Annotated in this window: 22 protein-coding genes; 20 read left to right on the top strand and 2 right to left on the bottom strand. The window is 60.3% G+C overall.

The window, feature by feature from the left end; all coding sequences use genetic code 11:
- Positions 1-433: 433 nt before the first annotated feature.
- Together AC07OP_RS08980 and AC07OP_RS08985 are read right to left on the bottom strand one after the other, a co-directional pair.
- A complete protein-coding gene (locus tag AC07OP_RS08980) occupies positions 434-1,654 on the bottom strand; it encodes a CaiB/BaiF CoA transferase family protein (RefSeq protein ID WP_495103284.1) in 1,221 nt (406 codons plus the stop codon).
- Positions 1,655-1,666: 12 nt separating this feature from the next.
- Complete coding sequence (locus tag AC07OP_RS08985) at positions 1,667-2,848, bottom strand: acyl-CoA dehydrogenase (RefSeq protein ID WP_495103283.1); 1,182 nt, start codon at positions 2,846-2,848, stop codon at positions 1,667-1,669.
- Positions 2,849-3,006: 158 nt separating this feature from the next.
- Between AC07OP_RS08985 and AC07OP_RS08990 the strand changes: the two genes are divergently transcribed.
- From AC07OP_RS08990 to AC07OP_RS09085, 20 genes are all read left to right on the top strand, one after another.
- Positions 3,007-3,906 (top strand): LysR family transcriptional regulator, encoded by a 900-nt coding sequence (locus tag AC07OP_RS08990; protein WP_495103282.1) that lies wholly within the window; start codon positions 3,007-3,009, stop codon positions 3,904-3,906.
- A gap of 452 nt (positions 3,907-4,358) precedes the next feature.
- Positions 4,359-5,480 carry a Re/Si-specific NAD(P)(+) transhydrogenase subunit alpha gene (locus AC07OP_RS08995; RefSeq protein WP_115488281.1) on the top strand — a complete coding sequence of 374 codons (1,122 nt, stop codon included), beginning with the start codon at positions 4,359-4,361 and terminating at the stop codon, positions 5,478-5,480.
- A 15-nt stretch (positions 5,481-5,495) separates the two neighbouring features.
- Positions 5,496-5,816, top strand: a complete 321-nt coding sequence (locus tag AC07OP_RS09000) for an NAD(P) transhydrogenase subunit alpha part 2 (RefSeq protein WP_003187417.1) — start codon at positions 5,496-5,498, stop codon at positions 5,814-5,816.
- Positions 5,816-7,252 (top strand): NAD(P)(+) transhydrogenase (Re/Si-specific) subunit beta, encoded by a 1,437-nt coding sequence (locus AC07OP_RS09005; RefSeq protein ID WP_495109908.1) that lies wholly within the window; start codon positions 5,816-5,818, stop codon positions 7,250-7,252. Before AC07OP_RS09000 ends, AC07OP_RS09005 begins: the two co-directional genes overlap by 1 nt.
- A 179-nt stretch (positions 7,253-7,431) precedes the next feature.
- Positions 7,432-8,925 (top strand): succinyl-CoA:acetate CoA-transferase ScpC, encoded by a 1,494-nt coding sequence (gene scpC, locus AC07OP_RS09010; protein WP_115488283.1) that lies wholly within the window; start codon positions 7,432-7,434, stop codon positions 8,923-8,925.
- A gap of 318 nt (positions 8,926-9,243) precedes the next feature.
- A complete protein-coding gene (locus AC07OP_RS09015) occupies positions 9,244-9,459 on the top strand; it encodes a DUF1127 domain-containing protein (protein ID WP_003187413.1) in 216 nt (71 codons plus the stop codon).
- Between the two features lie 260 nt (positions 9,460-9,719).
- The gene (locus tag AC07OP_RS09020) at positions 9,720-9,905 is read left to right on the top strand and encodes a DUF1127 domain-containing protein (RefSeq protein WP_027608005.1); all 186 of its coding nucleotides are present in this window, start codon (positions 9,720-9,722) and stop codon (positions 9,903-9,905) included.
- 136 nt (positions 9,906-10,041) lie between these two features.
- The gene (locus tag AC07OP_RS09025) at positions 10,042-10,362 is read left to right on the top strand and encodes a DUF2388 domain-containing protein (RefSeq protein ID WP_027608006.1); all 321 of its coding nucleotides are present in this window, start codon (positions 10,042-10,044) and stop codon (positions 10,360-10,362) included.
- 105 nt (positions 10,363-10,467) lie between these two features.
- The gene (locus tag AC07OP_RS09030; protein ID WP_027608007.1) at positions 10,468-10,776 is read left to right on the top strand and encodes a DUF2388 domain-containing protein; all 309 of its coding nucleotides are present in this window, start codon (positions 10,468-10,470) and stop codon (positions 10,774-10,776) included.
- Between the two features lie 26 nt (positions 10,777-10,802).
- A complete protein-coding gene (locus AC07OP_RS09035; protein WP_027608008.1) occupies positions 10,803-11,123 on the top strand; it encodes a DUF2388 domain-containing protein in 321 nt (106 codons plus the stop codon).
- Positions 11,120-13,081, top strand: coding sequence for a DUF7844 domain-containing protein (locus AC07OP_RS09040; RefSeq protein ID WP_141156402.1), 1,962 nt, complete (start codon positions 11,120-11,122; stop codon positions 13,079-13,081). The genes AC07OP_RS09035 and AC07OP_RS09040 overlap by 4 nt, the downstream gene beginning before the upstream one ends.
- A 313-nt stretch (positions 13,082-13,394) precedes the next feature.
- A complete protein-coding gene (locus AC07OP_RS09045) occupies positions 13,395-14,702 on the top strand; it encodes a CitMHS family transporter (RefSeq protein WP_003170826.1) in 1,308 nt (435 codons plus the stop codon).
- Positions 14,703-14,770: 68 nt separating this feature from the next.
- Complete coding sequence (locus AC07OP_RS09050; RefSeq protein WP_027608010.1) at positions 14,771-15,538, top strand: TerC family protein; 768 nt, start codon at positions 14,771-14,773, stop codon at positions 15,536-15,538.
- Positions 15,539-15,750: 212 nt separating this feature from the next.
- Positions 15,751-17,409, top strand: a complete 1,659-nt coding sequence (locus tag AC07OP_RS09055; RefSeq protein WP_495100731.1) for a Na/Pi cotransporter family protein — start codon at positions 15,751-15,753, stop codon at positions 17,407-17,409.
- Between the two features lie 57 nt (positions 17,410-17,466).
- A complete protein-coding gene (locus AC07OP_RS09060; protein ID WP_495100732.1) occupies positions 17,467-18,849 on the top strand; it encodes a M16 family metallopeptidase in 1,383 nt (460 codons plus the stop codon).
- A 72-nt stretch (positions 18,850-18,921) separates the two neighbouring features.
- A complete protein-coding gene (locus AC07OP_RS09065; protein WP_027608013.1) occupies positions 18,922-19,953 on the top strand; it encodes a DUF5924 family protein in 1,032 nt (343 codons plus the stop codon).
- Positions 19,954-20,006: 53 nt separating this feature from the next.
- Positions 20,007-21,155, top strand: a complete 1,149-nt coding sequence (locus AC07OP_RS09070) for an ABC transporter permease (protein WP_027608014.1) — start codon at positions 20,007-20,009, stop codon at positions 21,153-21,155.
- A complete protein-coding gene (locus AC07OP_RS09075) occupies positions 21,152-21,955 on the top strand; it encodes an ABC transporter ATP-binding protein (RefSeq protein WP_065937854.1) in 804 nt (267 codons plus the stop codon). The genes AC07OP_RS09070 and AC07OP_RS09075 overlap by 4 nt, the downstream gene beginning before the upstream one ends.
- Position 21,956: 1 nt before the next feature.
- Complete coding sequence (locus AC07OP_RS09080; protein ID WP_027608016.1) at positions 21,957-22,895, top strand: MlaD family protein; 939 nt, start codon at positions 21,957-21,959, stop codon at positions 22,893-22,895.
- A complete protein-coding gene (locus tag AC07OP_RS09085; RefSeq protein WP_495100733.1) occupies positions 22,892-23,503 on the top strand; it encodes an ABC-type transport auxiliary lipoprotein family protein in 612 nt (203 codons plus the stop codon). The genes AC07OP_RS09080 and AC07OP_RS09085 overlap by 4 nt, the downstream gene beginning before the upstream one ends.
- Positions 23,504-23,553 lie beyond the last annotated feature (50 nt).

Here is a 23,553-nt window from a genome sequence, read left to right on the forward strand (position 1 = left end):
TCTACAGCAGCCTCATTTGCTGTCAAGTGATTATTTTCAGAAGCTTTCGAAGATTTCTTCAACAACTTCAACCACTTCAACCACTTGCGCTTCCGATCTCTCGTCAGCGGGAGGCGAATTCTACAGCGTTACACGCTGCTGTCAACACCTCTTTTTCTGCGCTTTCGACCGAGAAGATCGAATCGTTAATAGTGCCAAACAACACGACTCTATCAACTCCTTCTGGGCTTCGATGAACTGAAGCAATCCGCTGCCTTATTCTGAATAACTCATTGTTTAGCAAGGAGTTTTACGTTTCGACTGCGCCGGAAGTGGGGCGAATTATAGACGTCCAGAATCTGCCGTCAACCATTAATTTGGTTTTCCTATCAATCTACTGAAGTTGATTAAAAAACCACCAAAACATGCTCCTCTATATATAGAAGAGCTCCCCCTAGATGACTCCCGCTTCTTTTAAAGCCTTCACATTCGCCAAGCCCAACCCCAACACATCCTGCAGCACCTTGGCCGTATGCTGCCCCAACAAAGGAGGCGCAGTACGGTACTCCACAGGCGTCTTGGATAACCGAATCGGACTGGCCACCAGCGGCACCATCCCTGCCAACGCATGTGGCAGTTGTATCGCCAGCCCTCGTGCCTTTACCTGAGGATCGGCAAACACCTGGACCAAGTCATTGATCGGCCCACAAGGTACACCAACCCGCTCCAGTTGTGACACCCACTCAGCCGTCGTCTTGAAGACCGTAACCTGGCGAATCAATGGAATCAGCTCAGCGCGGTTGGCTACCCGCACCTTATTAGTAGAGAACCGCGGATCATCCGCCCACTGCGGCTGCCCAGCCACTTCGGCGAACTTGCGAAATTGCCCGTCATTACCCACGGTCAGTATGAAATCGCCATCGGCCGTAGGAAAATCCTGATAAGGCACGATATTCGGATGAGCATTACCCAGTCGTTTTGGCGCCGCTCCCGTGGCCAGGTAGTTCATCGCCTGGTTAGCCAAACAAGCCACCTGCACATCAAGCAACGCCATATCGATATGCTGCCCACCCCCGTCATGATCCCGATGCGCCAGCGCAGCCAGGATCGCCACTGTCGAGTAGAGCCCAGTGAGAATGTCAGTCAACGCAACCCCCACCTTCACCGGTCCGGCGCCCTCATCACCTTCCGGCCGGCCGGTAAGACTCATCAGCCCACCCAACCCCTGGATCATGAAGTCATACCCCGCCCGGGCGGCATAAGGGCCCGTCTGACCGAAGCCAGTGATCGAGCAGTAGATCAACTCCGGATTCACCTTCTTGAGCGACTCGTAGTCCAACCCATACGCCGCCAGTCCACCCACCTTGAAGTTCTCGATCAAGATGTCGGACTTGGCCGCCAGATCTCGCACCAGTTGCTGCCCCTCCGGCCGTGTAAAATCGATAGTCACCGACTCTTTGTTGCGATTAGCCGACAAGTAGTACGCCGCTTCACTCGTGTTCTCGCCATCCACGCCCTTAAGGAAGGGCGGCCCCCAGGCGCGCGTATCGTCACCGCTACCAGGTCGCTCGACCTTGATCACCTCAGCCCCAAGATCCGCAAGGATCTGCCCGGACCAAGGGCCTGCCAACACTCGCGATAAATCCAATACCCGCAGATGCGAAAGCGCGCCCATGCCGTTCTCCTATTAATAGAACGCCTGAAGACCGGTTTGCGCGCGCCCCAGAATCAAGGCGTGCACGTCATGGGTACCCTCATAGGTGTTAACCACCTCAAGGTTCACCAGATGACGCGCCACCCCGAACTCGTCGGAGATGCCGTTGCCCCCCAACATGTCCCGTGCCATACGCGCGATGTCCAAGGACTTGCCGCACGAGTTTCGCTTCATGATCGATGTGATTTCAACCGCGGCCGTTCCCTCTTCCTTCATACGCCCCAGACGCAGGCAGCCTTGCAGCGCCAGGGTGATCTCGGTCTGCATATCGGCCAGCTTCTTCTGGATCAATTGAGTTGCCGCCAATGGCCGACCGAACTGCTGACGATCCAAGGTGTACTGGCGAGCGGTGTGCCAGCAAAACTCTGCAGCCCCCAAAGCCCCCCAGGAGATGCCATAGCGCGCCGAGTTCAGGCAGGTGAAAGGGCCCTTCAAGCCGCGCACATCCGGGAAAATGTTCTCTTCCGGCACAAACACGTTATCCATCACGATCTCACCGGTGATGGAGGCGCGCAGGCCGACCTTGCCGTGAATCGCCGGCGCACTCAGGCCCTTCCAGCCTTTCTCCAGGACAAACCCACGAATATCCCCAGCGTCGTCCTTGGCCCACACCACAAACACGTCCGCAATCGGGCTATTGGTGATCCACATTTTTGCGCCCGTCAGGCTGTAGCCGCCATCCACTTTGCGTGCACGAGTAACCATCGCGCCGGGATCGGAACCGTGGTCAGGCTCGGTCAAACCAAAGCAGCCAATCCATTCGCCCGAGGCCAATTTCGGCAAGTACTTCTGCTTTTGCGCTTCGGTGCCGAACTCATTGATAGGCACCATCACCAGTGACGACTGCACACTCATCATCGAGCGATAACCGGAGTCGACGCGCTCAACCTCACGCGCAATCAGGCCGTAGCTGACGTAGCTCAAACCACTGCCCCCGTACTGCTCAGGAATCATCGCCCCCAGCAAACCGGTCTCACCCATTTCACGGAAAATCGCCGGATCGGTCTTTTCATGGCGAAAGGCTTCGAGCACACGCGGCGCCAGCTTGTCCCGGGCGAATTGCTCAGCGCTGTCACGCACCATGCGCTCTTCTTCGGTGAGCTGTTGATCCAGCAGCAGTGGATCGATCCAGTTGAAGCTTGCCTTGCCAGCCATGAATGAGTCCTCGCAAAGAAAAATCAGAAGTCGTGCATGGAGCCTAGGCCGGGCAGACAGGGAGAGCAAACGAGGTTTTTGCATAAGCTTGTGCTAATTTCTCACTCCGTAATGCCTACAAGCGGTGCAGCTGCACTTTTTATGTGAGGACAAGGTATATGCGCAGAAAAATTCCCAGCACCACCGCCCTTGTCAGTTTTGAAGCGGCAGCCCGCCACGAGAGCTTTACCAAGGCGGCGCATGAGCTTTCCATCACCCAAGGCGCCATTTGCCGACAGATCGCCAGCCTGGAGGAGTTTTTAAGTGTCGAGCTGTTTCGGCGCTCACGGCGCGGGGTAAAGCTGACGGAGGCGGGACTTTCATACAGCCGTCGCGTGGCCACCCAGTTGGACGCCGTGGAGCGCGATACCCTGTCCGTCATGGGGCAGCAAGGCGCAAACACCATTGAACTGGCCGTAGTACCCACGTTTGGTACGCAATGGTTGATCCCTCGCCTCAAGGACTTTCAACGACAGCATCCAGAGGTGACGGTAAACCTGACTAACCGCACGCGTCCTTTTCTGTTTGCCGACACAGAGTTCGACGCAGCAATCTACTTCGGCGACGCCGATTGGTCCGGCACCGAATCCCACAGGCTAATGGGAGAAAATCCTGTCCCCGTGTGCAGCCCGCGACTATTGGGCGAACTTGGGCGATTCACCCCCCAGGAGATTGCAGAACTGCCATTGCTGCAGCAGACCACCCGCCCTTACGCCTGGCGCCAATGGTTCAACGCCCAGCAACTGAACGTGCCCCGCGACATGACAGGCCCACGTTACGAGCTATTCTCGATGTTGTCTCAAGCCGCCATGCATGACATGGGTATTGCACTGATCCCGCCATTCCTTATCCAGCGAGAACTGGACGGGCAGCGACTGGTGATCGCAAGCCCGCAGGCCCTGACCAGTTCGAAGGCTTATTACCTGATGATTCCTGACAGAAAAGTCGAATCAGCTTCACTGCACGCGTTCAGAGACTGGTTGATAGACCAATCGCAGCGCTACAGCCCCAGCATTTAAAGGACAAATCTCACATGCTGACTTTGTAGTCAGCTAAATCTAAAGCCTACAGATATACGTATATGTCGCATTTAAGCAGACTGTACCTGTGAGCCTGAAACAAGGCTTAAAGCCATGTTTTTCGTGGCTTGTAGCGACGCCTATCAGCCAATGCCCGACTATTCATATCAGCGATGGAAAAAAACACCCGAATCAGCTGAAGCCCTTTAAATACCTGTATTTAAAGAGGTTATTTCAGACCCTTGCGACAATCAGTCACAGGGTGACTTGTAGTTAATTTTTCGTCACCCGTCATAATCCCTTGAAGGCCGTAAAGTTCGCCTGCAAAATGCCGCGCCCCGCTGTCATTTCAGCGGGATCGTGCTGATCGGCCGCCCCAGCTGCGCCACTCGCGGTGCACTGGCCTTTTTACAAAAAGATCAAAAGCAAAAAGATCATGCAGGAGATTTGACGTGCACATTGGTGTTCCTCTCGAAACCCAGACCGGTGAAACGCGGGTGGCTGCCACCCCGGAAACCATCAAGAAGCTGATCGGCCAGGGCCATAAGGTCACTGTTCAAAGCGGCGCAGGCCTCAAGGCCAGCATCGTCGACAGTGCCTATGAAGCGGCAGGCGCGACCATTGGCAGTGCCGGCGATGCGTTTGGCGCCGAGCTGATTCTCAAGGTGGTCGCCCCCAGCGACAGCGAACTGGCGCTGATCAAAAGCGGCACCGTGTTGGTGGGCATGCTCAATCCGTTCAGCAACGAAACCATTGCCAAGCTGGCCGAGCAGGGCATCACTGCCTTTGCGCTGGAAGCTGCGCCACGTACCTCGCGGGCCCAGAGCCTCGACGTGCTGTCTTCCCAGGCCAACATCGCCGGTTATAAAGCCGTGTTGCTCGCCGCCCATCATTACCCGCGCTTCATGCCGATGCTGATGACCGCCGCCGGTACGGTCAAAGCCGCGCGCGTGCTGATCCTCGGCGCCGGTGTTGCAGGCCTTCAAGCCATCGCCACGGCGAAACGCCTGGGCGCGGTGATCGAAGCATCCGACGTGCGCCCTGCGGTAAAAGAGCAGATCGAGTCGCTCGGCGCCAAGTTCGTCGACGTGCCCTACGAGACAGATGAAGAACGTGAATGCGCCGTCGGCGTCGGCGGTTATGCACGCCCAATGCCGACCAGCTGGATGCAGCGCCAGGCCCTGGCGGTGCACGAACGCGCCAAGCAGGCCGACATTGTCATCACCACCGCATTGATCCCGGGCCGCAAGGCACCGACCCTGCTCAGCGCCGAGACCGTCGCGCAGATGAAACCCGGCTCGGTGGTGATCGACCTCGCCGCAGCCCAGGGCGGCAATTGCCCGCTGACCGTCGCCGATCAAACCGTGGTGGAAAACGGCGTGATCATCTGCGGCCCAACCAACCTGGCCGGTGCCGTCGCCGCCGACGCCTCAGCTTTATATGCGCGCAACCTGCTGGACTTCCTGAAGCTGGTCTTCAACAAGGAAGGGCAGTTTGAAATCAACCTCGAAGACGACATCGTCGCCGCGTGCCTCATGTGCCGCGACGGCCAAGTCATCCGCAAAAACGCCTAAGCAGGGATTCAGACGATGGAAGAGCTTATCTCCCCCGGTATCTACAACCTGATCATCTTTGTGCTGGCGATTTATGTCGGTTACCACGTGGTCTGGAACGTAACGCCCGCACTGCACACACCGTTGATGGCAGTGACCAACGCCATTTCAGCGATTGTAATTGTCGGCGCCATGCTCGCGGCAGCGCTGACCGTTACGCCACTGGGCAAGACCATGGGCACCCTGGCTGTAGCCCTCGCAGCCGTGAACGTGTTCGGCGGTTTCCTGGTAACTCGCAGGATGCTGGAGATGTTCAAGAAGAAAGCCCCGAAAGTAAAAGAAGAGGCGCCGAAGTAATGAGCATGAATCTGGTGACGACGCTGTACCTGATCGCGTCGATCTGCTTTATCCAGGCCCTCAAAGGCCTGTCGCATCCCACTACGTCGCGACGCGGCAACCTGTTCGGCATGCTTGGCATGGCGCTGGCGGTACTCACGACCGTGGGCCTGATCTATAAGCTCGGCGCTGAGCTGGCCACCACCGGTATCGGCTACGTGATCGTCGGCCTGCTGGTCGGCGGCACCGCCGGCTCGATCATGGCAAAGCGCGTAGAAATGACCAAGATGCCCGAACTGGTCGCCTTCATGCACAGCATGATCGGCCTGGCCGCGGTGTTTATCGCGATTGCCGCCGTGGTCGAGCCACAGTCCCTGGGCATCGTCAAACACCTGGGCGATGCGATCCCGGCGGGCAACCGCCTGGAGCTGTTCCTCGGCGCGGCCATCGGCGCAATTACCTTCTCCGGTTCGGTGATCGCGTTCGGCAAGCTCTCGGGCAAGTACAAGTTCCGCCTGTTCCAAGGCGCACCGGTACAGTTTGGCGGCCAGCACAAGATCAACCTGGTACTCGGCCTCGCAACCCTGGGCCTGGGCCTGGGGTTCATGTTCACCGGCAACCTCACCGCCTTTGCGCTGATGCTGGCATTGGCGTTCGTGCTCGGCGTGCTGATCATCATCCCAATCGGCGGCGCCGATATGCCGGTTGTTGTGTCGATGCTTAACAGCTACTCCGGCTGGGCAGCGGCGGGCATCGGCTTCTCGCTGAACAACTCGATGCTGATCATTGCCGGTTCGCTGGTGGGTTCAAGCGGTGCGATCCTGTCGTACATCATGTGCAAGGCGATGAACCGCTCCTTCTTTAATGTACTGCTCGGCGGTTTCGGCAATGCGCCGGATGCCGGCGCTGCAGCGGGTTCTAAAGAAGCACGCCCGGTGAAGTCCGGTTCGGCCGACGACGCCACCTTCCTGCTGACCAACGCCGACACCGTGATCATCGTTCCAGGCTATGGCCTGGCAGTGGCACGGGCACAGCATGCCCTGAAGGAACTGACCGAGAAACTGACCCACCGTGGCGTGACCGTGAAATACGCGATCCACCCGGTGGCCGGCCGTATGCCTGGGCATATGAACGTCCTGCTGGCCGAGGCGGAAGTGCCTTACGACCAGGTGTTCGAGATGGAGGATATCAACTCCGAATTCGGCCAGGCTGACGTGGTGCTGGTGCTGGGCGCGAACGACGTGGTCAACCCGGCCGCCAAGAACGACCCCAACTCGCCGATTGCCGGCATGCCGATCCTGGAAGCGTTCAAGGCCAAGACCATCATCGTCAACAAGCGCTCGATGGCCAGTGGTTATGCCGGGCTGGATAACGAACTGTTCTACCTGGACAAGACCATGATGGTCTTCGGTGATGCCAAGAAGGTCATCGAAGACATGGTCAAGGCCGTCGAATAACACTGCGCCAGAGCAATACCCGAAACCCTGGCCTCCAGTAGGCTGGGGTTTTTTATTACCCCATGAAACCCGACCAAAGGCTCTAAATCGCTGCCCCGCATTCGACCATGGTAGCGGGCCGAAACTTTTTGAAATCACTACACTGCCCACCTTGCTTCCGTAGCCTGAGATAACAATTCATGTACCGTGATCGTATCCGCTTGCCTTCGTTGTTGAACAAGGTCATGAGTGCGGCAGACGCCGCCGCATTGATCGAGGACGGCATGACCGTCGGCATGAGCGGCTTCACCCGTGCCGGTGAAGCCAAGGCCGTGCCCCACGCCCTGGCCGAACGCGCCAAGACGTCCCCGCTGAAAATCACCCTGATGACCGGCGCCAGCCTGGGTAACGACCTGGACAAGCAATTGACCGAAGCCGGCGTGCTGTCCCGACGCATGCCGTTCCAGGTCGATAGCACGTTGCGCAAGGCGATCAACGCCGGCGAAGTGATGTTTATCGATCAGCACCTGTCGGAAACCGTCGAGCAACTGCGCAACAACCAGCTCAAGCTGCCGGACATAGCCGTCATCGAGGCCGTTGCGATCACCGAACAAGGCCATATCGTGCCCACCACGTCCGTGGGTAACTCCGCCAGCTTCGCGATTTTCGCCAAGCAGGTGATCGTCGAGATCAACCTGGCACACAACCCGAATCTGGAAGGGCTGCACGACATCTATATCCCGACCTACCGGCCAACCCGTACGCCGATCCCGCTGGTAAAGGTCGACGACCGCATCGGCAGCACCGCGATCCCGATCCCGCCGGAGAAGATCGTCGCCATCGTGATCACCAATCAGGCCGACTCAGCCTCCACCGTGACACCACCCGACAGCGATACCCAGGGCATCGCCAACCACCTGATCAACTTCCTCAAGCAGGAAGTGGACGCCGGGCGCATGACCAACAAGCTTGGCCCGCTGCAGGCCGGGATCGGCAACATTGCCAACGCAGTGATGTGCGGCCTGATCGATTCGCCGTTCGAAGACCTGACCATGTATTCGGAAGTGTTGCAGGACTCGACGTTCGACCTGATCGACGCCGGCAAACTGAGCTTTGCCTCGGGCAGCTCGATCACCCTGTCGGAGCGGCGCAATGCCGACGTGTTCGGCAACCTGGAGCACTACAAAGACAAGCTGGTGCTGCGCCCGCAGGAAATTTCCAATCACCCTGAAGTAGTGCGGCGCCTGGGCATTATCGGCATCAACACGGCGCTGGAGTTCGACATCTACGGCAACGTCAACTCCACCCACATCTGCGGCACGCGGATGATGAACGGCATCGGCGGTTCCGGCGACTTCGCGCGCAACGCGCACCTGGCGATCTTCGTCACCAAGTCGATTGCCAAGGGCGGCGCGATTTCCAGCGTGGTGCCGATGGTCAGCCATGTGGACCACACCGAACACGACGTCGACATCCTGGTCACCGAAGTCGGCCTCGCCGACCTGCGGGGCCTGGCGCCACGGGAGCGGGCCCGGGTGATCATCGACAACTGTGTGCACCCGGCCTACCGCGATGCGCTGAACAGTTACTTCAACTCGGCCTGCGCTATCGGTGGCCACACCCCCCACATCCTGCGCGAAGCACTGAGTTGGCACATTAACCTGGAAGAAACCGGGCATATGCTCAAGGCCTGATTGATACAGATTCGAGCTGACGCAAACACAGTTTCGTCAGCTCGATGCCACACCCCTCACTTCTTGAAAAAACTGTACTGCTGTACCGGTCATTTCCTACCGAAAATTCCCACACTCACGTCACAAAATGCTTATTTCGCACTATTTCAGTGCGGACAAGTACAGTTGCCCCATTTCCGTACAGTACAGCGCCTATAAACAGTTAACTGGCCCCTCACAATACAGGTGAACTGTATCTAGAGAGTCTTGCGCCGGAGGAGGATCATTGGCATCAGTTAAACCACTACCTAATCCCGCCACAAGCGGAAGGATGTCATCATGGAACGTACACTCAGTTCCGAACTGTTCTTCGAAGAAAAAGCTGTAAACACCCAGGCTTCCCTGCCTTTGCGCGTTCTCGCCAACCTGATGTTGTGGCAGCGCCGCATCTCCAGCCGCCATCAACTGGCTCGTCTGGATTCGCGTCTGCTGGCTGATGCCGGTATCAGCGAAGCTCAACGCTACGAAGAGCTGAGCAAGCCGTTCTGGCGTTAATTGACGCCCGCTGGCCCTGACCCACCGGGTCCACAGCCAGCACTGATTTGTCAAAACAAAGCCCGCCCCGGGAAACCGGAGGCGGGCTTTGTTGTTTTCCGGGCGAGCCTTCTTTCCGTCCAAACAGAAGCCATTCATCCAAACCAGTACAGTTCAAAAAATATAACAGTTAAGCAGTACAATTAAACATTGGTGTATCTGTAACGGTCAGAGCCACTCGCCCACCATGGTGTTCCAGGACCTCACGAAAGGCGCTCACCATGGACACCCAACCCTCTCTCTATAAACGGCTGTTACACAGGACAGCTTCCACGCTGGCCAAATGGCTCCGCCACGCCTACGAACGCCGCCAACTGGCGCAGCTCGATCTTCGAGAACTCTCCGATGTCGGCATCAGCCCGGGAGACCGAATGGCCGAGCTGTCCAAGCCGTTCTGGCGAGACTAGGCAGTCAAGAAGCTTTCCGAACGGATAAACAGCGGCTTAATATCCAACCACAACGTGGCGAACCGTTTAGGACAGGCGTCTGATCCCCAATGGCTGCCCTGCGCCACCTTATTCGTTCACCTACAGGAGTCACCCCATGTCCCGTATTCGCCTGCTGAGTGCTGCTGCCCTGCTGGCCCTGGCCACCAACGCCAGCGCCTCCAGCTTCATCGTGACCACCGATTCCATCGTCGGCGCACTGAAGGCTACTTCCGATGCCACCTCCGATGCCACTTCGTCACTGCGGGATAACAAGGTCGTGCGCGCCGCCCGTGACGACGCAGCCAGCTTCGTCGCAAGCGAAGGCGCCATTCGTGGTGTGAAGCTGGAAAGCGCCCTGGCCCAGATCCGCCAACAGGCGCCGCAACTGAACACCGCGACTGACGCACAGCTGGCCCAAGCCATCCTGGCTATTTGAGTGAGTTGACACAAAGGGAGCGCCCGTCGCTCCCCGATGCCGCCGCACTGGCTCTCGCCCTGGCATTACGCTAGCCTTGGCGCTCGTTTTCAGTTGTCGAGTCCCATGGCTTTTTCATACCGCCTGCTAATTGTCCCTGTGTGTTTGTGTGCCAGCTGGTCGCCATTGGCTTCGGCCTTCGACCTGACCATCCAAGGTACCGTCGCGAGTGCGTACGCCACCAGCAAGGTGACCTCCGCGCCTTTCGACCGGAAAGTAGTCGTGGCGGCCCAGGATGATGCCGCTGCGTTTATCGCCACTGACGGCCAATGGCGGGGCGCACGGCTGGAATCCGCGCTGGATTACCTGCGCCGTACCCAACCAAAACTTAACGCCAGCGACCTTGAACTGGCGCAGGCAATTCTCGTCCAATAATCATCTTTGTATTTCGGAGTCATTCCATGCGTAGCCCGCTGATCGCCGCCACCCTTGGCCTGCTGTTGTTGGCCGACGTTGCCCAGGCACATACCCTGGTGGCCACCAGTAACATCATTGTTCGCGCCTCTGGCCGCACCATTGATTTCACTTCGGACACCACCACCTCCATCCGCGACTCCAAAGTCGTGCGCGAAGCCCACGATGACGCGGCCAGTTTCGTCGCCACCAACGGCGAGATCCGCGGCGCGCAGTTGGAAGCCGCCTTCGACACCCTGCGCACCCGCCTGCCGGAAGCGCGCGATGCCAGCGACCAGACCCTCGCCGAAGCTATCCTCGCTCTGTGAGGCGCCTTGTCGCCTGGCTCCTGGCCGGGACTGTGCTGCTGTGTGCCAGCGCAGCCCAGGCCAGCCTGCAACTGCGGCTCAAGACAGATGGCTTGAGCCCGGCCGAACAGCAGGCCAGCCAGGCATTGCTCGATGAGGCGATGCGTTCGCTGCCACCGCGCTTCGTCGAGCAGTTGGACCGGCGCATTGATGTCGGCTGGACCGACAAGATGCCCGAAAATGCCTATGGCCAGGCTTCGTTGGTGTCCGAGCTGGACCTCAACCGCAACCTGCTCGACAGCCTGACCGACGGCAGCGCCGCCACGCAGAAAACCAATCGCCCCCACGGCACCGTGCGCCGGGAAATGCTCGCGACCGTGCTGCACGAACTGACCCACATCTATGACCGTGCGCGCCTGTGGCCCAAGGACGAACGCGCGCTGATCCAGCGTTGCAGCCGCCAGAACAACATCACCGGCCTGATCGGCCTGCCCGACCAATGTCGTGGCCAGAATGACCGGCGCTTCACCCTCAGCGATGACCCGCGCCTGCTGGACCTGGCGGGCTGGCCGCAATATGTCGGCCGTCGCGGTGAGCGCGAACAACACAACCGTCAGGTCGCACGCAGCCCGGATATCTACGAAACCACCAGCCCGCTGGAATTCGTAGCGGTCAATATGGAGTACTTCCTCCTCGACCCAAGCTATGCCTGCCGGCGCCCCGCGCTGTTCCGCTATTACAAGGAACACTTCGGCTGGGCCCCACCGGAACAAGACACCTGCGCCAAGACCTACGCGTTCCTCAACGCCGGCAACGATTTCGCCAAGACCCCCCTGGGCCACGTCGACCCGGAGCGGGTCTACGAAATCGACTACCTGCTGGCCGAAGCCAACCAGAACCTGGTCAGCCGCTGGGGCCACAGTATGTTGCGCCTGGTGATCTGCGCGCCGGGCCGCCCCCGTGGGCCGGACTGCCGGCTCGACCTGGACCAGCACCTGGTGCTGTCCTACCGCGCCTTCGTCGGCGATGTGCAGCTGTCCAGCTGGGACGGCCTGGTGGGCAAGTACCCGTCACGGCTGTTCGTGCTGCCGCTGGCCCAGGTGATTGACGAATACACCAAGACCGAACTGCGCGGCCTGGCGTCCGTGCCGCTGAAACTGTCGCGCCAGGAGATCAACGACACCGTCGAGCACGCCGCTGAAATGCATTGGAGCTATGACGGCAACTATTACTTCCTGTCCAACAACTGCGCGGTCGAAAGCCTGAAACTGCTGCGCAGCGGCAGCGCCAACCCGCAGCTGACCGGCCTGGACAACATCACACCGAATGGCCTGCTGGAAGTGCTGCAAGCCCGCGGCCTGGCGGATACCAGCGTACTCAACGACAAACGCGAGGCCATGCGCCTGGGGTATCACTTCGACTCCTTCCGCGAACGCTACCAGGCCATGTTCGACGTGCTGCGCAAACACCTGCCGATCAAACAGACCCAGGTTGAAGACTGGCTGTCCCTCAGCGCCGAAGAGCGCCGCCAGTGGTTTGACCAGGCCGACCTGCGCACCAGCGCCGCACTGCTGCTGCTGGAACAGGCGAGCTTTCGCAAACAGCTGATGCTGGCCCAGGACGAAGTCAAGCAACGCTACCTCGGTGCACGCGAGCTGAAAAACGGCGGCATGGAGAAAGCCAACGCCACGCTGCAGCAGATCCTCGCCAACAGTGGCTTCCTCAGCCGTCCCGCAGAACTGCTGGGCAGCGGTGGCTATGGCCTGCCGCAATCATCGGAAGCCAAGCGCCTGGAATCGGAAAGCGCCGAGCGCCAGAAGCAGCTGCAATCGCTCACCGGCGAGCTGGATAAAGAGGTGAGGGCGCTGCTGGATCCGTCCCGCGCGGCCGAAATTGCTGCGTGTGAAGCCAACCTAAAGCAGGTGGGTGAACACCTGCGCAAACTGCACAAAGCAGCGGGCGGCCTTGAGCTGCCCTGAAGTACACGGGATAAACACATTCCAATGTGGGAGCAAGCCCCCTCCCACATTTGCAATGTGTACACCTGAAGACCGTACATCTTCCCACCACCAACTGTTTTACCAACGAAAGCTGGCTGAAAGCTAACGCGTCTAGGATCGCCCCCAACTGCCGGCAACAGACCGGCTGTACACAACAACAATGGTGATCCCCGATGTCCGTCCGTACCCGCCTGTTCGCCCCAACTCCACCCGTACGCCTAGTGCCTTTCGTTCTGCGCTGACCCCACCCCGGTTTGCCATTCCCTAGCCGCGCTACGCCTGGAGTATTCCTATGCTGACTTTCCTTGGCTTTGCCATGGTCATCACGTTCATGTTCCTGATCATGACCAAGCGCCTGTCCGCGCTGATCGCCCTGATCATCGTGCCTATCCTGTTCGCGCTGTTCGGCGGTTTCGCACCGAAGATCGGCCCGATGATGCTCGAAGGCATTACCAAGCTTGCGCCCACCGGCGTGATGCTGATGTTCGCCATCCTCTATTTTGCCCTGATGATCGACTCCGGCCTGTTCGACCCGGCCGTGCGCAAGATCCTCAAGATGGTCAAGGGCGACCCGCTGAAGGTGTCGGTCGGCACCGCCGTGCTGGCCCTGGTGGTGTCCCTCGACGGTGACGGCGCCACCACCTACATGATCTGCGTGGCCGCCATGCTGCCGCTGTACCAGCGCATCGGCATGAGCCCGCGGATCATGGCCGGCCTGATCATCCTCGCCGGTGGCGTGATGAACATGACCCCTTGGGGCGGCCCGACCGCCCGCGCCGCCAGTGCGCTGCACGTGGACCCCTCGGATATTTTCGTCCCGATGATCCCGGCGATGGCCGCCGGTGTGGTGGCGATCCTGGTGATTGCCTACATGTACGGCAAGCGCGAACGGGCGCGCCTGGGTGAACTGCACCTGCAAGGCGACGAGATCGACCACAGCGAGATCAGCGTGTCGCAATACCCGGACGCCCGCCGTCCGAAGCTGATCTGGTTCAACGGTGCCCTGACCCTGGCCCTGATGTGCACCCTGATCGCCGGCCTGTTGCCGCTGCCGGTGCTGTTCATGGTGGCATTCAGTATCGCGATGATCGTCAACTACCCGTGCCTGCAACAGCAGAAAGACCGCGTCGCCGCCCACGCCGGCAGCGTATTGGCGGTGGTAGGGTTGATCTTCGCCGCAGGGATCTTCACCGGCATCCTGTCGGGCACCGGCATGGTCGATGCCATGTCCAAGAGCCTGCTGGCCGTCATTCCGGAAGCCATGGGCCCTTACCTGGCGGTGATCACCGCACTGGTGAGCATGCCGTTCACCTTCTTCATGTCCAACGATGCGTTCTACTACGGCGTACTGCCAGTACTCGCCGAAGCCGCCAGCCACTACGGCATCACCGCAGTGGAAATGGCCCGCGCCTCGATCGTTGGCCAGCCCGTGCACTTGCTCAGCCCGCTGGTACCGTCGACCTACCTGTTGGTGGCCCTGGCCGGTATCGAATTTGGCGATCACCAGCGCTTTACCCTGAAGTGGGCAGTACTGGTATGCCTGTGCATAATGTTCGCCGCATTGCTGATGGGGATTTTTCCGCTGTTCAGCACTCTATAATCGTACCGACTCACTCACCGCGCGGCGCTGCAGCTTGCGCGGTTTAACACTTGCTCAAAGGAATACACATGGAATGGCTGACCAATCCGGAAATCTGGATTGCCTTCTTCACCCTGACGGCCCTCGAGATCGTCCTGGGCATCGATAACATCATCATGATTTCGATCCTGGTCAGCCGCATGCCCAAGCATATGCAGGCACGCACCCGGATCTTCGGCCTGGCATTGGCCATGGTCACGCGAATCCTGCTGCTGCTGTCGATCACCTGGGTCATGCGCCTGACCGACGATCTGTTCGTGGTCTTCGGCCAAGGCATTTCCGGCCGCGACCTGATCCTGTTCTTCGGTGGCCTGTTCCTGCTGTGGAAAAGCTCCCAGGAGATGTACCACGCCCTGGAAGGTGAAGACGAAACCCACGACGAACCCAAGGGCGCCGGTGGCAAGTTCATCTACACCATCATCCAGATCGCGATCATCGACATCGTGTTCTCCCTGGACTCGGTGATCACCGCCGTGGGCATGGTCTCCCATGTGCCGGTCATGGTTGCCGCGATCATTGTTGCCGTATTGGTGATGATGCTGGCCGCCGGCACCATCAGCGACTTCATCGACAAGCACCCGTCGCTGAAAATGCTGGCACTGTCGTTCCTGCTGGTGGTGGGTACCGTGCTGATCGCTGAATCCTTCGACGTGCACGTGCCAAAAGGCTACGTCTACTTCGCCATGGCGTTCTCGCTGGCGGTGGAAGCGGTGAACATCAAGATGCGCACCGCCATCGCGAAAAAGAAGAAACAGCAGGACCCTGTGAAACTGCGCAAGGACATTCCGGGTCAATAAACCCGAGCCAGACAAAAAAGGGGCTTTTATAAGCCCCTTTTTTTCATGCATAAAAAGCTGATTTCATGACAGTTTTGTTTCAATCCCCACTTTAGCTATGCGATGCTGGCGCCGAGCCCATTCGCCAACTACAGCTTAACTACAAGACGTAGAACGGCACGCGGCAACTTTCCTTCGCTCCTCTTGGAGCGCACCCACACGGGGGGCCGAGCATGCTGACCTTGCTCAATCTGCTTTCCGCCGTGACCCTGCTTATCTGGGGCACGCACATCGTCCGTACCGGCATCCTGCGGGTCTACGGTTCCAACCTGCGTCAAGTCATCGGGCAGAACATGTCCAAGCGCTGGCTGGCATTTGTCGCCGGCATCCTGGTGACCGCCATGGTGCAGAGCAGCAACGCCACGGCGATGCTGGTGACCTCTTTTGTCGGCCAGGGCCTGATGGGGCTGGTGCCCGCCCTGGCGACCATGCTCGGCGCCGACGTCGGCACCGCGCTGATGGCCCGGGTGCTGACCTTCGACCTGTCCTGGCTGTCGCCGCTGCTGATCTTTCTCGGGGTGATTTTCTTCCTGTCGCGCAAACAGACGCGGGCCGGGCAGTTGGGCCGGGTCGGGATCGGCCTCGGCCTGATCATCCTCGCGCTGCAATTGATCGTCGAAGCCGCCGGGCCGATTACCCACGCCCAGGGCGTGAAAGTGCTGTTCGCTTCGCTGACCGGCGATATTTTGCTCGATGCCCTGGTCGGCGCCCTGTTCGCGATGATTTCCTACTCCAGCCTCGCCGCTGTCCTGCTGACCGCCACCCTGGCCGGCGCCGGGGTGATCGGCTTGCACGTGGCCATCGGCCTGGTGATCGGCGCCAACATCGGCAGCGGCGTGCTGGCCTTTCTCAGCACCAGCATGCAGAACGCCGCCGGTCGCCAGGTCGCCTTGGGCAGCCTGCTGTACAAACTGATCGGCCTGCTGCTGATTATTCCGGTCCTCGACCCGTTGGTGCTGTGGATGGACGGGCTGGACTACAGCGCCCAAGGCATGGTCATCACCTTCCACCTGCTCTACAACGTCAGCCGTTGCCTGATCCTGCTGCCCACCATCGGCCCAATGGCCAAGCTGTGCGCCTGGTTACTGCCGGAGCGGGACGAGGTCAACGGCAAGGCCCAACCGCGCCACCTGGATCCCACGGCCCTGGCCACACCGAGCCTGGCGCTGGCCAACGCCGCGCGCGAAACCCTGCGCCTGGGTGATCTGATCGACAACATGCTCACCGCCATGCAGGAAGTGCTGCGCGGCAAACAGACAGCCATTACCCAGGAAATACGCAGCCTCAGCGACGATGTCGAGGCACTCTACAGCGCGATCAAACTCTACCTGGCGCAAATGCCCCGCGAAGACCTCAGCGAGCAAGACAGTCGGCGCTGGGCCGAAATCATCGAGCTGTCGATCAACCTGAAACTGGCCGGCGACCTGATCGAACGCATGCTGCGCAAAGTCCAGCAGCAGAAAACCTCCCAACGCCGTCAATTTTCCGAAGTGGGCTTGGAAGAACTCACCGGCCTGCACAGCCAATTGATCGCCAACCTGCGCCTGGGCTTGTCGGTGTTCCTCAGTGCCGACCCGGAAAGCGCCCGCCAACTGCTGCGCGAAAAGCGCCGCTTTCGCGCCCAGGAACGCCGCCTGGCCCACGCCCACGTCAGCCGCCTGCAACGCAAGATCGTGCAGAGCCTGGAGACCAGCTCCCTGCACCTGGAGCTGATTGCCGACATGAAACGCTTGAACTCGTTGTTTTGCAGCAGTGCTTATGTAGTCTTGGAAACGTCCGACACCGGCGCACTCTCCGCCGAAGATATTGCCGACATCACACATTCGCCCTGAACGTACGATGGCCCGTGAAGTCAGTTAAAGCTGACCTCACTCGCCAGGAAGCTTGTTATGCGTCGCCTGTTGTTCGCTTGCCTGCTCATGGGTTCTGCCCACGTCTTTGCCTTTGACCGCTTGCAGGTTGAGGGCTACACCTTGCCCAACGGCCTGCAATTGCTGCTTAAACCGGGCACCGAGCGCGGCCATGTGGCGATTCGCCTGGTGGTCGGCGTCGGCCTGGACGACTTCAGTTGCGAAGACAAGGAACTGCCGCACCTCCTTGAGCACTTGCTGTTCAGCGGTATCGACGGCGGTGGCGAAGGCGAGCTGGAAGACCGCATGCAAGCCCTGGGTGGCGAGTGGAACGCCTACACCAGCAACGCCGATACGACCTTTGTGATCGAGGCACCCGCGCAAAACCAGCGCAAGGTGCTCGACCTGCTGCTGGCGATCATCACCCGCACCCAGTTGACCGACGCCAATATCAACGCGGCCAAACAGGTAGTCGAGCGCGAAGACGGCGGTCATTACTCCCACCTGCAACGCCTGCTCGACCGCCAGGACCTGGGCCACACCGCCAGCAATCAACTGGCCATCGAGCTGGGGCTCAAATGCGCCGAGCGCGCCGAGGTCGATCACCTGACCCGCGACCAACTGGAGACGCTGCGCAAAAATTGGTACGCCCCCAACAACATGACCCTGATCATCGTCGGCGACCTCGACAAACTGCTGCCGGCCTACCTGGAACGCACCTACGGTCAACTCGACCCGATCGAACCCAGCGAGCACCCGGCGCTGCCGCAGATCCAGCACGCCGCCGCCAGCCACCGCGACCTGATCCACGGCTGGGTGGGTGACAGTGCCAAACTGCACTGGCTGTTCCCCGAGCCGGTGCTGGACGACCAGCATGATGAAACCTACGACCTGCTCAAGGATTACCTGGACTGGGCGCTGTACCGCCAACTGCGCCTCAAGCATGGGTTGTCCTACGGCCCCTGGAGCGAGCGCGAGGTGTTGGGTGGCGTTGGCTTCCTCAGCCTGAATGCCGACCTCGAGCGGGACAACCTCCCCGAAGCCGAGCAGGTGCTGCAAGACCTCAAGGCGCAACTGCTCAAGGACGGCCTGGACCCAACGGTATTCGCGCGCCTCAAACAGGCCGCCATCGCCCGCCAGGCCTGGGCCGTGCAGGGCAACAGCGCGCTGGCCGACTATTATTGGAGCGCCTCGGGCGATTACGACAACGGCCACTTCAGCGACCCGGTCAAACGCATCAAGGCCGTGAGCCTGGAGCAGACCAGCCAGGCCATGCGCGAGTTGCTCAAGCAACCGGGTTACTGGCGCATCGAGAAACCACTGCTGAGCTACGACATGCTCAACTGGATCGGCGCCGGCGTCCTCGCGCTGATCGCCATTGCGTTGATCGGCGTGCGCCGTTATCGCAAACGGATCGCGTAATGAGGCACCGAACCCTGGCCTAAGACGTTATTCTGTCTGGGATTTTTTCCTACAAAGACTGCGAACCGCCGAATGCAAAACCTGACCCGCTTAATCACCCGCGTCCTCGAACTGATGAAGCGCTACCCAGGGGTGATTGCACTCGGCGGTTTTATCTCGGGTGTCTGCAGCTTCATTCTGGTGGATCGCCAGCAGGGCATGGCCAGTTGGATCGCGGTGATCATGCTGGTGAGCTGGCTGTGGCTGATGCTGGAAAACAGCTTTACCCAGCTGTTCACCAAAGTCTTCAAGCGCGAAATACCCGAACCCCTGCTGCGCTACGCGACCCAGATGATCCACCAGGAAAGTCTGTTCTTCGTGCTGCCGTTCTTTTTCGTCACCACCGCCTGGAACAGCGGCCAATCGGTGTTCACCGGCCTGCTCGGCGCGGCCGCGCTGGTGTCGATCGTCGACCCGCTGTACTACAAATGGCTGGCGCCCAAGCGTTCGTTGTTCCTCGCGTTGCACACCCTGACCCTGTTCGCCGCGCTGCTCACTGCGCTGCCGATCATCCTGCACCTGACCACCGCCGAAAGTTACAAACTCGCCCTCGGCGTCGCCATGGCCTTGTCGATTCCAAGCCTGGCGGTGAGCCTGCCGCTGCGCAGCCTCAAGGGCTGGGCGATGCTGCTGGGGGTAACGGCCGCCATTGGTTGCGCGGGCTGGTTCCTGCGCAGTTGGGTACCGCCGGCCACCTTGTGGATGACCGAAGTGGCGATCAGCACCCAACTGCAAGACCGCACGCCGGGTGACGACCTCAAGGAAGTCAGCGCCGCCCAACTGCGCAGCGGCGGGCTTTATGCCTACACCGCAATCAACGCGCCGCGCGGCCTGGATGAGCGGATCTACCACGTGTGGAAACTCAACGGCAAAGAGGTGGACCGCATCGCGTTGGATATCCACGGCGGGCGCAAGGAAGGCTATCGCGCCTGGACCCACAAGCAGAACTTCCCGCCCGATGCGGTCGGCCGCTGGCAGGTGAGGGTGCTGACCGAAGACGGGCAGGTCATCGGTGTGCTGCGCTTCAAAGTGACTGACGCAGCACAAACGGACAACCCAAAGTAGGCAGGATCGTGCTATTACGTAGGAATTGTGGATAGCAAACAAGCTCGGAGCTTATGACCAGTAGCACCACGGCCGGCACAGCCCACCTCGATACGTCCACCGCTCCCCCGTTACTGCGGATTACAGGGGACTGGACGCTTGCCCACTACGCGAACCTGAAGAAGCTGTCGGACAAGCTCGACGGCCAATACGATGCTGGTGCGCGCATCGATCTCAATGGTCTCGGCGCCCTGGATACCGCCGGCGCCTCGCTGCTGGTGGAGCTGCTGGGGCCCACCCGTATCGAACAATCCGCCGAGCAGACCGACTGCAGCCTGTCCGCCGCCGACCGCGCGCTGCTCAAGACCGTCTACCGCTCCCTCAACGATTTTTGCGTGCCCGACAAAGCGCCGGAAGAAGCTACTGGCATTCAGGTGCTGGCGCGTATCGGCGCGGCCGTGGACAAGGTCTGGCAAGACAGTAAGCAACTGCTGGGCTTTATCGGCTTGATTCTCGAAACCTTCGCCCGGGGCATTTTCCGGCCCAAGCGCTGGCGCCTGACGCCGATGGTCGCCCATCTTGAACAGGTCGGCCTCGACGCCGCGCCCATCGTCGCGTTGCTGACCTTTCTGGTCGGTGCCGTCGTGGCGTTCCTCGGCGCTACAGTGCTCAAGAGCTTTGGCGCAACGATCTTTACCGTGGACCTGGTGGCGTTCTCTTTCCTACGGGAATTCGGCGTATTGCTCACCGCCATCCTGATTGCCGGTCGCACCGCCAGCGCCTTTACCGCGCAAATCGGCTCGATGAAGGCCAATGAAGAAATCGACGCCATCCGCACCCTGGGCCTGGACCCGATGGAGTTGCTGGTATTGCCGCGCGTGCTGGCGTTGCTGGTGGCACTGCCGATGCTGACGTTCATGGCAATGCTGGCGGGGATCGTCGGCGGCGGCGTGGTCTGCGCCGTGGCCCTGGACATCTCGCCGGCGATGTTCCTCTCGCTGCTGCAATCGGACATTGGCGTGCAGCACTTCCTGGTGGGCATGGTAAAAGCCCCGTTCTTCGCCTTCCTGATCGCCGCCATCGGCTGCCTGGAAGGCTTCAAGGTCAGCGGCAGCGCCGAATCGGTCGGCGCCCACACCACCTCCAGCGTGGTGCAATCGATCTTTGTGGTGATCGTGCTGGATGCGGTGGCCGCGTTGTTCTTCATGGAGATGGGCTGGTGAGTCGTCTGCACCGTGCGCCCACCGAGGCGGTGATTGAAGTGCGTGGCCTGTGCAATCGCTTTGGCAGCCAGCGCGTACACGAGCATCTCGACCTGGATCTGTACAAGGGCGAAATCCTTGCGGTGGTCGGCGGCTCCGGCAGCGGCAAGTCGGTGCTGCTGCGCAGCATCGTCGGCCTGCGCCGGCCCAGTGAAGGCGAAGTGCGGGTGTTCGGTAAGAACCTGCCGAGCCTGCCGGAACATGAACGCTCGCTGGTGGAACGGCGCTTTGGCGTACTGTTCCAGAAGGGCGCGCTGTTCTCCTCGCTGACAGTGACCGAGAACGTCGCGCTGCCGCTGATCGAACATGCCGGGCTCAGCCGCCGTGATGCCGAGCACTTGGCGGCGGTCAAGCTGGCCTTGGCCGGACTGCCGCTGTCGGCGGCCGACAAATACCCGGCCTCGCTGTCCGGCGGCATGATCAAGCGCGCGGCCCTGGCACGCGCCCTGGCGCTGGACCCGGACATCCTGTTCCTCGACGAACCCACCGCCGGCCTCGACCCGATTGGCGCGGCGCAATTCGACCAACTGATCCTGACCCTGCGTGATGCGCTGGGCCTGAGCGTGTTCCTGGTCACCCATGACCTGGACACGCTCTACACCATCACCGACCGTGTGGCGGTGCTGGCGCAGAAGAAGGTGCTGGTGGCCGATGCCATCGATATCGTCTCGGAAACGGACGACGCCTGGATTCACGAATATTTCCACGGCCCCCGTGGCCGCGCGGCATTGGATGCCGCTCAACCGCTCAACGAGGTATGACATGGAAACCCGAGCCCATCATGTGATGATCGGTCTGTTCAGCGTGATCGTGGTGGTCGGCGCGATGCTGTTTGGCCTGTGGCTGGCCAAATCCAGCGTCGACAGCGCCTTCCAGGATTACGAAGTGATCTTCAACGAAGCGGTCAGCGGTCTGTCCCAGGGCAGCTCGGTGCAATACAGCGGGATCAAGGTGGGCGATGTCATCAGCCTGCGCCTGGACCCCAAGGACCCGCGCCGCGTACTCGCGCGCATTCGCCTGGCCGGCCAGACGCCGATCAAGGAAGACACCCAGGCCAAACTCGCGCTGACCGGCATCACCGGCACCTCGATCATCCAACTCAGCGGCGGCACACCGCAAAGCCCGGAGCTCAAGGGCAAGGACGGCAACCTGCCGGAAATTATCGCCTCGCCATCGCCGATCGCGCGATTGCTCAATAACAGCAACGACCTGATGACCAGCATCAACCTGCTGCTGCACAACGCCAACGACATGTTCTCCGCGCAGAATGTCGAGCGCCTCAGCAACACCCTGGACCATCTGGAACAGACCACCGGCGCGATTGCCGACCAGCGTGGGGATATCAAGGTGGTGATGCAGCAATTGATGCAGGTAAGCAAGCAGGCCGGGGCCGCCCTGGAGCAGACCACGGCGCTGATGCGCAACGCCAATGGCCTGCTCAGTGATCAAGGCAAGCAGGTCTTCGGCAGCGCCGAACAGGCGATGAAATCCCTTGAGCAAAGCACCGCCACCATCAATACCTTGCTCACCAACAACAAGGACTCGGTGAACAGCGGCATGCAGGGTCTCAACGAACTGGCGCCGGCCGTGCGCGAACTGCGCGAAACCCTCGGTTCACTGCGCGCCATCTCTCGCCGCCTGGAAGCCAACCCCAGCGGCTACCTGCTGGGCAGCGACAAGAACAAGGAGTTCACGCCATGAAGCGTGCTTACCAAATGATCGCCCCTGTGGCCTTGGCGCTGATCAGCGCCTGCTCGATCCTGCCCAAGGCGGATCCGTCGGACGTCTACCGACTGCCCTCGGCCCAGGCCGCCAACCAGGGAGCGCCGGTCAGTTGGTCGCTGCGCCTGGCAAAGCCGCAGACCAGTGAGTTCCTCGACAGCCCGCGCATCGCCGTGGTGCCCAATGGCGATTTGATCAGCAGCTATGCGAACTCACGCTGGAGCGACCCAGTGCCCGTGCTGCTGCGCAATCGCCTGATGGACGGGTTCCAGCGCGATGGACGCGTGACGCTGTTGAGCACCGACGACACCAACCTGCAGGCCGATTATGAATTGGGCGGGCAGTTGCAGGCGTTTCAGAGCGAGTACCGGGGCAGTGCGGTAGCGGTGGTGATCCGCCTCGACGCACGCCTGGTGTGTGGGAGTGATCAGCGGATTATTGCCAGCCGGCGGTTTGAAGTGCAGCAGGCGGTGACTGACACCAAAGTGCCGGCGGTGGTGGCCGGGTTTGGGTTGGCGGGAGATCAGTTGAACAGGCAGGTGGTGGAGTGGGTTGTTCAGCAGGGCAATGGTGCGGGGAAACGCTGAGGGCCTCATCGGGGGCCCCCTCCCACATGTGGATCTGTGAACACATTCAG

The sequence above is a fragment of the Pseudomonas sp. GW821-FHT09D08 genome (genome assembly GCF_059416305.1).

Excerpts from the sequence above, each read along its gene's own strand:
- AC07OP_RS08980 (WP_495103284.1), bottom strand. The coding sequence starts at position 1,654 with ATGGGCGCGCTTTCGCATCTGCGGGTATTGGATTTATCGCGAGTGTTG.
- AC07OP_RS08985 (WP_495103283.1), bottom strand. The coding sequence starts at position 2,848 with ATGGCTGGCAAGGCAAGCTTCAACTGGATCGATCCACTGCTGCTGGAT.
- AC07OP_RS08990 (WP_495103282.1), top strand. The coding sequence starts at position 3,007 with ATGCGCAGAAAAATTCCCAGCACCACCGCCCTTGTCAGTTTTGAAGCG.
- AC07OP_RS09000 (WP_003187417.1), top strand. The coding sequence starts at position 5,496 with ATGGAAGAGCTTATCTCCCCCGGTATCTACAACCTGATCATCTTTGTG.
- AC07OP_RS09005 (WP_495109908.1), top strand. The coding sequence starts at position 5,816 with ATGAGCATGAATCTGGTGACGACGCTGTACCTGATCGCGTCGATCTGC.
- scpC (WP_115488283.1), top strand. The coding sequence starts at position 7,432 with ATGTACCGTGATCGTATCCGCTTGCCTTCGTTGTTGAACAAGGTCATG.
- AC07OP_RS09015 (WP_003187413.1), top strand. The coding sequence starts at position 9,244 with ATGGAACGTACACTCAGTTCCGAACTGTTCTTCGAAGAAAAAGCTGTA.
- AC07OP_RS09020 (WP_027608005.1), top strand. The coding sequence starts at position 9,720 with ATGGACACCCAACCCTCTCTCTATAAACGGCTGTTACACAGGACAGCT.
- AC07OP_RS09025 (WP_027608006.1), top strand. The coding sequence starts at position 10,042 with ATGTCCCGTATTCGCCTGCTGAGTGCTGCTGCCCTGCTGGCCCTGGCC.
- AC07OP_RS09030 (WP_027608007.1), top strand. The coding sequence starts at position 10,468 with ATGGCTTTTTCATACCGCCTGCTAATTGTCCCTGTGTGTTTGTGTGCC.
- AC07OP_RS09035 (WP_027608008.1), top strand. The coding sequence starts at position 10,803 with ATGCGTAGCCCGCTGATCGCCGCCACCCTTGGCCTGCTGTTGTTGGCC.
- AC07OP_RS09045 (WP_003170826.1), top strand. The coding sequence starts at position 13,395 with ATGCTGACTTTCCTTGGCTTTGCCATGGTCATCACGTTCATGTTCCTG.
- AC07OP_RS09050 (WP_027608010.1), top strand. The coding sequence starts at position 14,771 with ATGGAATGGCTGACCAATCCGGAAATCTGGATTGCCTTCTTCACCCTG.
- AC07OP_RS09055 (WP_495100731.1), top strand. The coding sequence starts at position 15,751 with ATGCTGACCTTGCTCAATCTGCTTTCCGCCGTGACCCTGCTTATCTGG.
- AC07OP_RS09060 (WP_495100732.1), top strand. The coding sequence starts at position 17,467 with ATGCGTCGCCTGTTGTTCGCTTGCCTGCTCATGGGTTCTGCCCACGTC.
- AC07OP_RS09065 (WP_027608013.1), top strand. The coding sequence starts at position 18,922 with ATGCAAAACCTGACCCGCTTAATCACCCGCGTCCTCGAACTGATGAAG.
- AC07OP_RS09070 (WP_027608014.1), top strand. The coding sequence starts at position 20,007 with ATGACCAGTAGCACCACGGCCGGCACAGCCCACCTCGATACGTCCACC.
- AC07OP_RS09080 (WP_027608016.1), top strand. The coding sequence starts at position 21,957 with ATGGAAACCCGAGCCCATCATGTGATGATCGGTCTGTTCAGCGTGATC.
- AC07OP_RS09085 (WP_495100733.1), top strand. The coding sequence starts at position 22,892 with ATGAAGCGTGCTTACCAAATGATCGCCCCTGTGGCCTTGGCGCTGATC.